This is a genomic window from Sphingomonas abietis, assembly GCF_027625475.1.
Taxonomy (GTDB): domain Bacteria; phylum Pseudomonadota; class Alphaproteobacteria; order Sphingomonadales; family Sphingomonadaceae; genus Solisphingomonas; species Solisphingomonas abietis.
Map to the genome: position 1 here is coordinate 662,042 of NZ_CP115174.1, position 13,128 is coordinate 675,169.

A 13,128-nucleotide genomic window follows, 5' to 3' on the forward strand; every position below is an offset into this window, starting at 1 on the left:
CATGAACATGATCCAGGCGATCAACTCGGCGATGGACGTCTGCATGGAGCGCGATGCCGGCGTCACCGTGCTGGGCGAGGATGTCGGCTATTTCGGGGGCGTGTTCCGCGCCACTGCGGGCTTGCAGAAGAAATATGGCAAGACCCGCGTGTTCGATGCGCCGATCAACGAATGCGGCATCATCGGCGTCGCTATCGGCATGGCCGCCTATGGCCTGCGCCCGGTCCCCGAGATCCAGTTCGCCGACTATATCTATCCTGGCATGGACCAGCTGATCTCGGAAGCGGCGCGGCTGCGCTATCGCTCGGCGGGCGAGTTCACCTGCCCGATCACGGTGCGCTCCCCCTTCGGCGGCGGCATCTTCGGCGGCCAGACCCACAGCCAGTCGCCTGAGGGCATCTTCACCCATGTCAGCGGCCTCAAGACTGTGATCCCGTCCAATCCCTATGATGCCAAGGGGCTGCTGATCGCCGCGATCGAAGACCCGGACCCGGTGCTCTTCTTCGAGCCCAAACGCATCTACAACGGCCCGTTCGACGGTCATTATGATCGCCCGGTCCAGCCCTGGTCCAAGCATGATTCGTCCGAGGTGCCGGAGGGCTATTACAACGTCCCGCTAGGCCAGGCGGCGATTGTGCGCGGCGGCGAGGCGGTGACGATCCTGTGCTATGGCACGATGGTCCATGTCGCGCTCGGCGTGGTCGCCGATACCGGCGTCGATGCCGAGGTGATCGACCTGCGCACTTTGGTGCCGCTCGACATCGACACCATCGTCGCCTCGGTCGAGAAGACCGGGCGTTGCGTCATCGTCCACGAGGCGACGCGCACCTCGGGCTTCGGCGCGGAATTGTCGGCGCAGGTGCAGGAGCGCTGCTTCCACCATCTCGAAGCACCGATCGAGCGCGTCACCGGCTGGGACACGCCTTACCCCCACTCGCTGGAGTGGGCCTATTTCCCGGGGCCGGTGCGGCTCGGCGAAGCGCTCAAGCGCGTGATGAAGGATTGATCGGCATGGCTCGCGTTCCCTTCCGTCTCCCCGACATCGGCGAAGGCATTGCCGAGGCCGAGATCGTCACCTGGCACGTCCAGGTCGGCGACAGGGTCGAGGAGGATCAGCCCGTCGCCGACATGATGACCGACAAGGCGACCGTCGAGATGGCGGCGCCGGTCTCGGGCCGGGTTATCGAACTCGCCGGCGTGGTCGGCGACCAGATCGCGATTGGCTCGACATTGGTGGTGTTCGAGACGGAGGCGGAGCCTGCGGCGGAGAGCGATCTGGGGCCTGCCGAACCCCAAGCCCCTGTTCCGTTCGTCCCGAGCGAAGTCGAGGGACATGCGACAAGCGCTGCGCCTGCTGCCCGTGTCTCGACTTCGCTCGACACGAACGGGGAGAAGGGGAACTCGGATGCCCGCAAGGTGCTCGCCTCCCCGGCGGTTCGCCAGCGCGCCAGGGAACTGGGCGTCGATCTCGCCGATGTGCTGCCCGCCGCCGGCGAGCGGATCAAGCATAGCGATCTCGATGCGTTCCTGAAATACCAAGGGGGCCTGAAATATCAGGGTGGCGCCGCGCCGTCCGCCCCGGCCCGCACGACCGTTGCCAGCCAGGACGAGATCGAGGAGATCAAGGTCACCGGCCTACGTCGCCGCATCGCCGAGAATATGGCGGAGTCGAAGCGGCGGATCCCGCATTTCGCCTATGTCGAGGAGCTGGACGTCACCGCCATCGAGGCGTTGCGCCAGGCGATGAACGCGGCGCGGGGCGAGCGGCCCAAGCTCACCATGCTGCCCTTCCTGATCCGCGCGATCGTCAAGGCGGCGGCCGACTTCCCGATGGTCAACGCGCGCTATGACGATGAGGCGGGGGTGGTCGCGCGCCATTCCGCCGTCCATCTCGGCATGGCGACGCAGACCGACGCCGGCCTGTCGGTGCCGGTGATCCGGGATGCGCAGGGCTTCGATGTCTGGGGTCTGGCGGCCGAGATCGTGCGCCTCGCCGATGCGACGCGCCGCGGCAAGGCCAAGCGCGAAGAGCTTTCCGGCTCGACCATCACGCTCACCTCGCTCGGCGCGCTCGGCGGCATCGTCTCGACGCCGGTGATCAACCGGCCCGAGGTGGCGATCGTCGGGGTCAACCGCATGGTCGAACGGCCGGTGGTGATCGAGGGGCGGATCGAGGTCCGCAAGATGATGAACCTGTCGAGCTCGTTCGATCATCGCGTGGTCGATGGCATGGACGCGGCGAAGTTCATCCAGGCGATCCGCCGGCTGATCGAGGTGCCGGCGCTGCTGTTCGCGGACTGAAGCGCTACGATCCCATCCGGGGGTGGAACAGATGTCCACCCTCGGTGATCAGCACGATCGCGAGGCCGAGCACGCCGGCGGCGGCGAAACCGGCGGTCATCGGCAGGCTGGTGCCGTCGAAGCTTTGCCCGATCAGATAGCCCAGCACCGCGCCGCCGACGGTGGTGACGAAGCCCTGCACCGAGGCGGCGGTGCCGGCGATCTCCGCCAGCGGCTCCATCGCCATCGCGCCGAAATTGGCCATCGACAGGCCGAAGCAGAACATCGCCGTCGCCTGGCACAGGGAAAAGCTGATCAACGTTTCGTGCCCGGTGATCGCGATGCCGAGATGGAGCAGCTCGATCACCACGAAACCGAGCAGCGCACTATGTGAGACCCGGCGGGTGCCGAGCCGCTCGACGATGCGCGAGTTGATCAGCGACGCCAGCGCCATCATCCCGGCGATCGCGGCGAAGACGGTGGGCATCAGCTTCGGGGCATGGAAACCATCGGCGAAGATCTGCTGGACGGAATTGATGAAGCCGTAGAGCGCGCCCGAAATCACGGTCTGCGCCAGCATATAGCCCACGGCCTGCCGCGTCGTCAGCGCCCGGCGCATGGCGATGAAGACCGACGAGAAATCGATCGGCCGGCGATATTCGGGATGGAGCGTCTCGGGCAGGCGCATCGCGATCCAGCTCAGCACGATCAGGCCGTAGCAGGTCAGCACCCAGAACAACCCCCGCCACGGCAGGAACAGCAGGAAGAACTGGCCGATCGATGGCGCCAGCACCGGCACCGCCAGGAAGACCATGAAGGCGAGGCTCATCACCCGCGCCATCTGTCGGCCGCCATAGCAATCGCGCACCACCGAGATCGTCACCACGCGGGTGGCGGCAACGGCGGCGCCCTGCAGCGCGCGGAACAGCAGCAGCATCTCGAAATTCGGGGCGACCGCCACGCCGGCGCTGAACAGCACATAGGCGGCGGTGCCCGCGATCAGGATCGGGCGACGGCCAAAACGGTCGGACAGCGGGCCATAGACGAGCTGCGCGACACCGAGGCCGAGCAGGAAGGCAGTCACGATCAGCTGGCGCTTATTCTCGTCCGTCACGCCCAGTGAATTGCCGATCGAGGGCAGCGCCGGCAGCATCGTGTCGATGGCGAGCGCGACCATCGCCATCATCGCGGCCATCATCCCGACGAACTCGCGGAACGACATCCCGTCATGGGCGCCCTTGGTCGCGACGTGGGGGGACATTTGCTCGATGTTGGTCGGGTGGCCGCTCATCGATTTCCTCTACGCCACGCGGCGATCCAAACAACCCCCTCCATGCTGCACCTGCGAACTAGGCTCAGCGCAGATGCTTTTCCGCAAAGGCGGCGGCCGCGCCGAGCAGACCGGGCTGATCGTAGGTGACGAGCTTGACCGGGATCTTGGTCATGCGCGCCTCGAACCGCCCCTTGGCCGTATAGCGACCGGCGAAGCCCGAGATCGGCAGATGGTCCGCGATGCGCGCACCGACGCCGCCGGCGATGACGGTGCCGGCCCAGGCGCCATGGGCGAGGGTCATGTCGCCGGCCACCGAGCCGAGCGCGAGGCAGAAGCGATCGAGCGCCGCCGATGCCAGCACGTCGGAGCCGGACAAAGCGAGCTGCCACAATTTCTTGTCGTCCACACCCAGCGGCACGGTGCGCCCTTCCACCGCCGCCAGCGCTTCATAGATGTTCACGAGGCCGGGGCCGGACACCAGCCGCTCGATCGAGACGCGGCGATAGCGCTCGCGCATCCGCTCGAGCATCTGGTCCTCCAGCCGGTCGAGCGGGGCGAAATCGATATGGCCGCCTTCGGTGGTGATGACGGTGACGCCGCGCTCGTCGCGGTGCAGCTGCGCCACGCCGAGGCCGGTGCCGGGGCCGACGATGCTGATCGTGCCGGTGTCGCCCAGCGGCTCGTCTGGGCCGCACAGATGGCGCATGTCATTGGGGCCGAGCCGGGTCACCGCATAGGCGACCGCGCCGAAATCATTGACCAGTTCGTAGCGATCGAGGCCGAGCACCGACGGGATCAGCTCCGGCCGCAACACCCATGGACTGTTGGTCAGCTTGAGCACGGCGCCGTCCACCGGCCCGGCGAAGGAGATGGCGCCATCCTTCGGCAGCGGGCGGCCGATGCGCGCCGCGAAGGCGGCCCAGGCGCTGCGGAGGCTCGCATAGGCATGGGTGGCCAGGGTGATGACTTCGCCCAGATCGATCGAGCCATTGTCCCGCACCGTCGCGATGGTGAACCGCGCGTTGGTCCCGCCGATATCCACGGCCACGATTTCAGTCATTCAGCCTCTCCTTGCCGACCCGTCGCATACACCCAGCCGACGTGCCGTTACCGACGTCTCCCTAGACGATCATGACAGCGCTTGTCATGTCCCCTCTTCTCGGGAATAAACATGATAAATAAGGGGCGGCCGTTCGATCGTCCCGTTTTTTGGGAGAGATCATGCGCGCCCTCGTCACCGTCAGCCTCGCGGCGCTTGCCGCTGCATCGGTCTCGGCCGCCCCGGCGCCCGCTCTTCCTGCCCCCGCTCTCCCGGCTGATGCGACGGCGCATCCCGCGCTCTGGCCAGCCGCGCATAGCGTTGGGCTGGTCGATGCCAAGACCGAAGCGTTGGTGACGGCGCTGATGGCGAAGATGAGCCTGCGCGAGAAGGTCGGCCAGATGATCCAGGGCGACATCGCGTCGGTGAAGCCGGAGGATCTGCGCGACTATCCGCTGGGATCGGTGCTGGGCGGCGGCAATTCGCCGCCGTTGAGCGGCAATGATCGCGGGCCGGTCGGCGATTGGGTGAAGACGGCCGAGGCCTTTCGTCAGGTCTCGATCGAAAAGCGGCCGGGCCATGTGCCGATCCCGACGATCTTTGGCATGGATTCGGTCCACGGCAATTCCAACGTCTTCGGCGCGACCGTCTTCCCGCACAATATCGGTCTGGGCGCGATGCGCGATCCGGCGCTGATGGAGAAGATCGGCGCGGTGACGGCGGCGGAGAGCGCGGCGGCCGGCTTCGACTGGGCGTTCGGGCCGACGGTCACGGTGCCGCAGGACGATCGCTGGGGCCGCGCTTATGAAGGCTATTCGGAACGCCCCGACATCACCAAGCTCTATGCCGCCGCCATGGTGCGCGGCTTGCAGGGCGCGCCGGGGACGACGCGCATCCAGAACGGCAAGGTCGCCGCCTCGATCAAGCATTTCCTCGCCGATGGCGGCACCCATGACGGCATCGATCAGGGCGACGCCCGGATCGACGAGCAGACGATGATCGACACCCACGCCCCCGGCTACATCACCGGCATCGATGCCGGCGCGATGACCGTGATGGTGAGCTTCTCGTCATGGAACGGCGTGAAGAATCACGGCAACAGGTCGCTGCTCACCGATGTGCTCAAGGGCCGGCTCGGCTTCCAGGGCTTCGTGGTCAGCGACTGGAATGCGCAGGGCCAGGTGCCGGGTTGCACCAACGGCGACTGCCCCGTCGCCTTCAATGCCGGGCTCGACATGGCGATGGTGCCGTCCGACTGGAAGGCGCTGTTCGACAACACGCTGAAGGAGGCGCAGGATGGCACCATCCCGATCGGTCGCATCGATGATGCCGTGCGCCGCATCCTGCGCGTGAAGGCGAAGCTCGGCCTGTTCGATCCGGCGCGGCCCTATGAGGCGATGAATGTGCTCGGATCGCCCGCGCATCGCGCGGTGGCGCGACAGGCGGTGGCGGAATCGCTGGTGCTGCTCAAGAATAATGGCGGCCTGCTGCCGATCAAGCCGGGCCAGAAGGTGCTCGTCACCGGCAGCCATGCCGACGATATCGGGCTCCAGTCCGGCGGCTGGACGCTCTCCTGGCAGGGCACCGGCAACACCAATGCCGATTTCCCCGGCGCGACGACGATCTGGGGTGGGCTGAAGAGCGCAATCGAGAAAGCCGGCGGCACGGCGACGCTCAGCACCGACGGCAAGGTGACGGGTGGCAAGCCTGATGTGGCGGTGGTGGTGTTCGGCGAGCAGCCTTATGCGGAAATGGTCGGCGATATCTCGACGCTGGAGTTCCAGCCCGGCGACAAGCAGGCGCTGGCCGAGCTGAAGGCGTTGAAGGCGCAGGGCATTCCGGTGGTGTCGGTGTTCATCTCGGGCCGGGCGCTATGGGTCAATCCCGAACTGAACCAGTCGGATGCGTTCGTCGCCGCCTTTCTTCCGGGGACGGAGGGCGAGGGCATCGCCGATGTGCTGGTGGCCAAGAAAGATGGCACGCCCAATGCCGATTTCCGCGGCAGGCTGAGCTTCAGCTGGCCGAAGACAGCGGCGCAGTTCGCCAACAATGTCGGCCAGCAAGGCTATGATCCGCTGTTCGCTTATGGCTATGGCCTGACCTATGCCAGCCACGTGACCGTGCCGAAGTTCAGCGAAGTGGCCGGCATCGACGCCTCGCTCGCCAACATCTCGACCTATTATGTGCCCGGCAAGGTGCTGGCGCCGTGGAAGCTCTCTTCGGATGGCGCCGTGACGGTCAGGAATGTCGATGGGGCCGGCCGCCAGGAGGGCGCGCGCGAATATGCCTTCACCGGCGCCGGCCATGTCCGCGTCACCGGCCCGACGGTGGACCTCAACCGTCAGACCAACGCCCAGCTCAGCCTGCGGATCGACTATCGCGTCGATGCGGCGCCGGCGGGCAAGGTGATGCTCGGCATCGGCGAGGCCGGGACGCTGGACGCGACCAAGGCGTTCACGGCCGGCGCGCCGGGCCAGTGGACGAGCATCAAGATCCCGTTGTCCTGCTTCAAGGCCGCAGGTGCCGACGTCGCCAAGGTGTCCGAGCCGTTCCTGCTCGACAGCGACGGCGCCTTTACCGTCTCGATCGTCGGCATCAAGCTGGATGCCGACCCGTCAGGATCGGCCTGCCCGGCGTCCTGAGCGATCAGTCTGAGCGATCAGGAACCGGGTGCCTGCCGCTCGCCCTCGGCGATCAGTACGAGGACATCGGCGATGATCGCGGTCATTGCCGAGCGGGCACCTTCGCTATCCCGCGCGGCGATCGCATCTGCCACCGCCTTGTGCGCGGGCAGGCTGGCGGTGCGGCCCTGGAAGCGGTTGGTGAAGCGGATCGAAGTGCGCAGCGCGGTCTCCACCACATCGCGGAATTGCGCGTAGAACGGGTTTCCGGATGCCTCCAGGATCGCGATGTGGAACACGATGTCGGCGTCGAGGGCCTCTTCCGGGCTGCCGCTATGCGCCTCCATCCGGCGATAGCTGGCGGCGATCTGGGCGAGGGCGGCCTTGTTGCCGGCCTGTGCCGCGAGAGCCGCCGCGGCGGGCTCGATGGTGACGCGCAATTCGCTGAACTGGCGCAGCAAGGTGAGCGAGAATTTGCGTTCGAGCAGCCAGCGCAGCACATCCGCATCGAACAGGTTCCAGGCCGCTTCGGGGCGCACCGATGTGCCTTGCCGGGGCCGGGCGGAGAGCAACCCCTTGGCGGTGAGCATCTTCACCGCCTCGCGCGTGACCGATCGGCTGACGCCATAGAGGGTGGCGAGATCCGCCTCGGTCGGAAAAGGGATGTCCTGATAGGCGCCCGTGATGATCGCACGGCCGAGCGAATCGAGCATTCCGTAGGTGAGGTTGCGCCCGTTCGGCCTGTTCATGCCCCTTCGTCGCCGATCCGGGGGGAGGGGGCAAGATTGGTCCTGACCTCGCCATCGGCGATTTTCTGCGGTGCATTTGCGATTGACTGGCAATAGCGATCATGCCAGCGCCATTCCCGGTGAGGACGATATGACGAGGGGCGGGAATGGCGGGCCGGCAGGCATGGCGTAAGACGTGGTGGCAGATCCATAAGTGGATCGGCCTGGCGCTGATGATATTGCTGATCCCGCTCGGGCTTTCCGGCATCGTCCTGACTTGGGACGATGCGATCGATCACGCGCTCAATTCGCAGCGTTACGCGGTCCATGGGGAAGCGACGCTGGCGCCGTCCGTTTATGCCGCAGAGGCCCGCAAGGCGCTGCAGCCCGGCGATCGTCTGTCGCAGATTCGCTATCCCAAGGAGGAAGGCCCGGTCGTTGTGATGGCGACGGGGGCGGCTGCGGGCGGGCGCCACGGCCCGCCGCTGAGGATTTGGCTGTGGCTCGATCCCCGCAGCGCCCATGTGATCGAGGTGTCGCGTGGCGATCGCGGACTGGTCCGCATCGCGCATAATTTCCATGGCATGTTGTTCATTCCGGGTGGGCCGGGGCGCGCGTTGGTCGGGGTGCTGGGCGTGGCCATGTTCCTGATGGCCTTTGGGGGTGTCTGGTTGTGGTGGCCGCCGATCGGAAGCTGGATGACGGGGTTGCGCTGGCAGCGCGGCGATCGCCGGCTCGATACCAATCTCCATCATCGTGTCGGTTTCTGGATCGCCCTGCCGCTGGCAGCCCAGGCTTTCACCGGGGTCTGGATGGCGTGGCCGCAGATGATGGCGACGATCGGCCTGGCACCTGCGCGCGGCGGGATGGCGGCTCCGGCCGGGGACAGCGCGCTTACCGTCGATCAGGCGCTGGCCGCCGCACAGACGGCCGCGCCACATCCGGCGCCACAGCCGCGATCACCGCTGTCGATCGCATGGCCGGCGGGGCCTGACGGTGCCTGGCGGATATCACTCGCCGGTAAGGGTGGCGACGTCGAGGTGAACGATGCGACCCGCGCAGTCACGCAGGGCGCCCCCCGCGGCGGCGGCGGCCTCGCCGGGGCGATGCGCCACTATCACGATGGCACCTTGCTCGGGCCGATCTGGCGGGTGCTGCTCGTGCTGCTCGGTCTCTCGCCATCGATACTCGGGATCACCGGGATATTGATGTGGCTGCGCGGTCGCCGTTGGCGGGCCAAGGCGGCGATGCGGAAGAACAAAGTGCGCGAACTGGTCGCATAACGACTTCGGCGTGCCCGCGCGCATCGGCGTGCGTGTCCGATGTGGCGCGACGCGGCAGCTTTTCTTGGATCGAGGATTGCAGAAGTTAGGCGGGCCGGGCCGATCCGGCCTTGCTTATATTTCGCTCTCCCATAAATGCTGCGCTGCAACCAAAACCGGAGCCCTGCATGACCGTTACCGCCCCCTCGAGGAGCGTCCACCCCGGATTGGTGATGTTTGCGCTCGCGATGGGCGGCTTCGCGATCGGCACCACCGAATTCGCGACGATGAGCCTGCTGCCTTATTTCTCGAAGGATCTTGGCATCGACGAGCCGACCGCCGGCCATGTCATCAGCGCCTATGCGCTGGGCGTGGTGGTGGGGGCGCCGCTGTTCGCGGTGATCGGCGCGAAGCTCTCGCGCAAGACCTTGCTGATCGGGCTGATGATATTGTTCGCGATCGGCAACGCCCTTTCGGCATTGGCGCCCAATTATGGCTGGCTGGTCGCCTTTCGTTTTCTGAGCGGATTGCCGCACGGTGCCTATTTCGGCATCGCCTCGCTGGTCGCGACCACGCTGGTGCCGCCCAATCGCCGGGCCACGGCGGTTGGCCGGGTCATGCTGGGTCTCACCGTCGCGACGGTGATCGGCGTGCCGGTGGCAAGCTGGATCGGGCAGGCGATCGGCTGGCGATCGGGCTTCATCATCGTCGCCGCGCTGGCATTGGTCACGGTGGCGCTGGTCGTCTGGTTCGCACCGCGCGACGTGCCGCATGGCGATGCCAGCCCGCTCCGGGAACTCGGCGCGCTGAAGCGCGGGCAGGTGTGGCTGACGCTGGCGATCGGTGCGGTCGGCTTTGGCGGCATATTCAGCGTCTATACCTATCTCGCGACGACGCTGACCGCGGTGACGCATGTTTCGCCGGCCTTCGTGCCGGTGGTGCTGGCGGTGTTCGGCATCGGCATGACGCTGGGCAACATCGTCGTGCCGTGGTTCGCCGATCGCGCGCTGATGCCGACGGGAGGTGCGCTGCTGCTCTTTTCGGCGGCGACCCTGATCGTCTTCCCGCTGGCGGCGCCGTCGCCACTGTGGATCATCGTCGACGTCTTCTTCATCGGCATCGGCGGCGCGCTCGGCACCGTGCTTCAGACCCGGCTGATGGATGTGGCGGACGATGCGCAGGCGCTGGCCGCCGCGCTCAATCATTCGGCGTTCAATACCGCCAATGCGCTGGGGCCATTCTTCGGTGGGCTGGCGATCGATGCCGGCCTCGGCTGGAGCGCGACCGGGCCGGTCGGCGCCGCGCTGGCGCTCGGCGGTTTCCTGGTGTGGGCGATGGCCATGTGGGACGCGAAGCGCCGCCACGGGCGGCTGGCGCTGGTCTGAAGCGACGCCCTCTTCCACCGCGGGGGAGAGGGCGTCGGCGATTTCAGATATCCTTGGTGATGCCGACGAACACGCCGCGACGCGGACCATATTCGGGCGCACCGACACCGACGCCGTTGCCGTCGCGGATCTCATATTTGTGGTCGGCGACGTTGGTGACGTCGAGGCGGACCTCCACGCCCGGCTTGTCGAACTTGTGGCTCGCCGTCAGGTTGAACTGCGCATAGCCGGGCAGGTGCGCGCCATTGGGCAGCGTGCTGCCATCGGGCTGGACGCCATCGGTGCGCAGGCCCGATCCGTAGAGCATGTCGCCACCGATCTTGGAGCCGCTGAGGAAGCCGTCGCGGAAGCTGTAGGAGATGCCGGCGGAGCCGGTGTAGGTCTGGTCGTGGTCCAGATAGATATAGCGGCTGGCGATCGTCGCGAGATCGCCCGGATCGAAGCTGAACTGGCTGGAGACGATGTCCTTGCCCTGCGCCTTGGCGTAGGCGAAGTTGCCGTAGACCAGCCACGGGCCGTGCTGGTAGCTGATATTGCCCTCGACGCCGTGGATGCGGCCGTGGCGATAGTTGAACGGGGTGAGGATGATCGGCGCGCCAAACTGGCCCTCGTCGATCAGGTTCTTGGATTGGCGGTAATAGCCGTCGAGGCTGACGCTGACCGCGCCGATCTTCTGCTCCACGCCCAGATCGAAATAATTCTGGCGCTCGGCGAAGGGCGTGGTGTTCTGCGCGCCGGCGGGCGCCGCGGCGCTGGTGCCGACGAACCTGTCGATGCTGGTGGTGGTGACATTCTCGAACGGCGGCGGCGAGAAATAGCGGGCATAGCCGGCGTGGACGGTGGTGCGCCCGGTCGGCTGCCACACTGCGTTGACGCGCGGGCTGAACTGCTGCTCGCAGCGATAGCCGCAATAATGATCGAAGCGCCCGCCGAAATTGAGCGTGACGGTGGGAACGATCTTCCACTCGTCCTGGAGGTAGACGCTCTCGGTCCATTCGGTCGCGGCGTCGTTCTCCAGAATGCCGTAGGGTTCGCCGGTCTGCGCGCCGCCGGCATCGACCGGGAAGACATAGGTGTTGGTGGTGCTGGTGCCGCGATCGCGGCTGAGGATCACGCCGCCGCGCAGCGTGTGGTGATCGGAGATCTTGTACGCGGCCTCGGACTGGAGGCCGACGGTGAAGTCCTTCTTGGTCGCCTGCTGCGCCTGGCCGTTGAACAGCAGCTCCCCGGTGACGTCGGGCCGGTAGACCAGCTCCGAATAGCGCGCGTAGAGCGAGGTCTGCCAGGTGAAGGCGCCGGCATCGTGCAGCCACGAAACCGCCCCGAAGCCGGTACGCTCGATCTGGCGCTCGTTGAGGTCGTTCGAGAGATAGTCGCTCTGCCCGCCGACGCTGTAGCTGCCGTCCGGATGCAGGCCATTCGGGTTCGGGATCTGGAAATAGTCGTTGGAATAGCCGCCGAGGAAGGAGACGCGATCGGTGTCGCTCAGCACATGATCGACATAGCCGAACAGATTGGCCTGATCGGTCTTGTCGTGGATCGGGGTGGAGGAGCCATCGACGCTCTCGATGCCGAGCTTGTTGTGGGTGAAGCTGCCGGAGACGAAATAATTGGTGTTGCCGGTCGAGCCACCATAGTCGGCGCTCGGTTCGATCGTGCCGTGGCTGCCACCGTAGAGCGAGACGTGGCCGGCATTCTCGAAGCCGTTCTTGGTGGTGATGTCGATGATCCCGGCGGTGCGCAGGCCATATTGGGCGGGCAGCGCGCCGGTCAGCAGGTTGAAGCTCTTGATCAGGCGCGGCGACAGCGTCTGGCCGAACACCGCGAGCCCTTCCGGCAGGATCGTGCCGTTGATCCGATACTCCAAGCCGTTGTGGTCGTCGCGGACATGGAGCTGACCGAAGCCATCCTGCACCACGCCGGGCACCTGAAGGATCAGCTGGTTGAGCGCCTGGTTGTCGCCGCCCGGCAGCGCCTGGATCGTCGCCTGATCGACGCCGTAGCTAGTCGCGCCGAGCGAGGGTTGGATCGAGGCGCGGGCCGCATCGAGCCGGCGGCCGGTGACGACGATCGCCTTGCCGGGGGCGGGGCTGGCGGCCGTATCCGTCGTGGTCGTGCTGGCGGCGCTGACCGCCGGCGCGGCGGCATCCTCCGCCTGGGCGAGGGCAGGCAGGGCAAGGATGGTGGCGACGCTCAGCAACGACAACGACTTGGGGGGCATGCGAATCTCCGGACGGGAAGCATGTGAGATATTGTAACATGACATTCCCATGAAGTGACTTTTCGGTAATCAGCGTGTTTTCGGTGCGGTGCGGAATTCGTGTCACGCTTGCCGTCGCGACGATAAGGTGTCGCTGTGGACGCGATCCGTTCGCTGGCGCGGCGAAGCGCTTGATCGCGATGCTTGCCAAAGCGCGCTCGCTCGCCCACTCGGGCCGCCATGAGCGGGGGCGGGCATGGATAGCGGGATCATCGACCGGGGACAGGGCGACCGGGGACAGCGCGACCGGAAGCGGGCCGACAGGCGCTGGTGGCCTGTG

General features: G+C 66.5%; 9 protein-coding genes. 5 read left to right on the top strand and 4 right to left on the bottom strand.

Features of this window, described 5'->3' with window-relative positions; translation table 11 throughout:
* Position 1 precedes the first annotated feature (1 nt).
* The gene (locus PBT88_RS03220) at positions 2 to 1,006 is read left to right on the top strand and encodes an alpha-ketoacid dehydrogenase subunit beta (protein ID WP_270079158.1); all 1,005 of its coding nucleotides are present in this window, start codon (positions 2 to 4) and stop codon (positions 1,004 to 1,006) included.
* Between the two features lie 5 nt (positions 1,007 to 1,011).
* Positions 1,012 to 2,301 carry a dihydrolipoamide acetyltransferase family protein gene (locus PBT88_RS03225; RefSeq protein ID WP_270077800.1) on the top strand — a complete coding sequence of 430 codons (1,290 nt, stop codon included), beginning with the start codon at positions 1,012 to 1,014 and terminating at the stop codon, positions 2,299 to 2,301.
* Between the two features lie 4 nt (positions 2,302 to 2,305).
* On the opposite strand, the gene PBT88_RS03230 is transcribed toward PBT88_RS03225, so the two are convergent.
* The gene (locus PBT88_RS03230; protein WP_270077801.1) at positions 2,306 to 3,571 is read right to left on the bottom strand and encodes a multidrug effflux MFS transporter; all 1,266 of its coding nucleotides are present in this window, start codon (positions 3,569 to 3,571) and stop codon (positions 2,306 to 2,308) included.
* A 64-nt stretch (positions 3,572 to 3,635) separates the two neighbouring features.
* Positions 3,636 to 4,613, bottom strand: a complete 978-nt coding sequence (gene glk / locus PBT88_RS03235) for a glucokinase (RefSeq protein WP_270077802.1) — start codon at positions 4,611 to 4,613, stop codon at positions 3,636 to 3,638.
* A gap of 161 nt (positions 4,614 to 4,774) precedes the next feature.
* On the opposite strand from glk, the gene PBT88_RS03240 reads away from it, so the two are divergent.
* Entirely contained in the window at positions 4,775 to 7,234 is a 2,460-nt protein-coding gene (locus tag PBT88_RS03240; RefSeq protein WP_270077803.1) for a glycoside hydrolase family 3 protein, read from the top strand.
* 17 nt (positions 7,235 to 7,251) lie between these two features.
* Here PBT88_RS03240 and PBT88_RS03245 read toward each other — a convergent pair whose 3' ends face one another.
* Entirely contained in the window at positions 7,252 to 7,962 is a 711-nt protein-coding gene (locus tag PBT88_RS03245) for a FadR/GntR family transcriptional regulator (RefSeq protein WP_270077804.1), read from the bottom strand.
* Between the two features lie 146 nt (positions 7,963 to 8,108).
* Here PBT88_RS03245 and PBT88_RS03250 point away from each other — a divergent pair, with 146 nt between their 5' ends.
* Positions 8,109 to 9,224, top strand: coding sequence for a PepSY-associated TM helix domain-containing protein (locus PBT88_RS03250; protein ID WP_270077805.1), 1,116 nt, complete (start codon positions 8,109 to 8,111; stop codon positions 9,222 to 9,224).
* Between the two features lie 167 nt (positions 9,225 to 9,391).
* Complete coding sequence (locus PBT88_RS03255) at positions 9,392 to 10,588, top strand: MFS transporter (RefSeq protein WP_270077806.1); 1,197 nt, start codon at positions 9,392 to 9,394, stop codon at positions 10,586 to 10,588.
* Between the two features lie 43 nt (positions 10,589 to 10,631).
* Here PBT88_RS03255 and PBT88_RS03260 read toward each other — a convergent pair whose 3' ends face one another.
* Positions 10,632 to 12,809: a TonB-dependent receptor gene (locus PBT88_RS03260; RefSeq protein ID WP_270077807.1), complete on the bottom strand. Its 2,178-nt coding sequence runs from the start codon at positions 12,807 to 12,809 to the stop codon at positions 10,632 to 10,634.
* Between the last annotated feature and the right edge of the window lie 319 nt (positions 12,810 to 13,128).

Bases quoted from the DNA above. Each gene is read 5' to 3' on its own strand.
- PBT88_RS03255 (WP_270077806.1), top strand. From the start codon at position 9,392: ATGACCGTTACCGCCCCCTCGAGGAGCGTCCACCCCGGATTGGTGATG.
- PBT88_RS03260 (WP_270077807.1), bottom strand. From the start codon at position 12,809: ATGCCCCCCAAGTCGTTGTCGTTGCTGAGCGTCGCCACCATCCTTGCC.
- PBT88_RS03230 (WP_270077801.1), bottom strand. From the start codon at position 3,571: ATGAGCGGCCACCCGACCAACATCGAGCAAATGTCCCCCCACGTCGCG.
- PBT88_RS03220 (WP_270079158.1), top strand. From the start codon at position 2: ATGAACATGATCCAGGCGATCAACTCGGCGATGGACGTCTGCATGGAG.
- glk (WP_270077802.1), bottom strand. From the start codon at position 4,613: ATGACTGAAATCGTGGCCGTGGATATCGGCGGGACCAACGCGCGGTTC.
- PBT88_RS03225 (WP_270077800.1), top strand. From the start codon at position 1,012: ATGGCTCGCGTTCCCTTCCGTCTCCCCGACATCGGCGAAGGCATTGCC.
- PBT88_RS03245 (WP_270077804.1), bottom strand. From the start codon at position 7,962: ATGAACAGGCCGAACGGGCGCAACCTCACCTACGGAATGCTCGATTCG.
- PBT88_RS03250 (WP_270077805.1), top strand. From the start codon at position 8,109: ATGGCGGGCCGGCAGGCATGGCGTAAGACGTGGTGGCAGATCCATAAG.
- PBT88_RS03240 (WP_270077803.1), top strand. From the start codon at position 4,775: ATGCGCGCCCTCGTCACCGTCAGCCTCGCGGCGCTTGCCGCTGCATCG.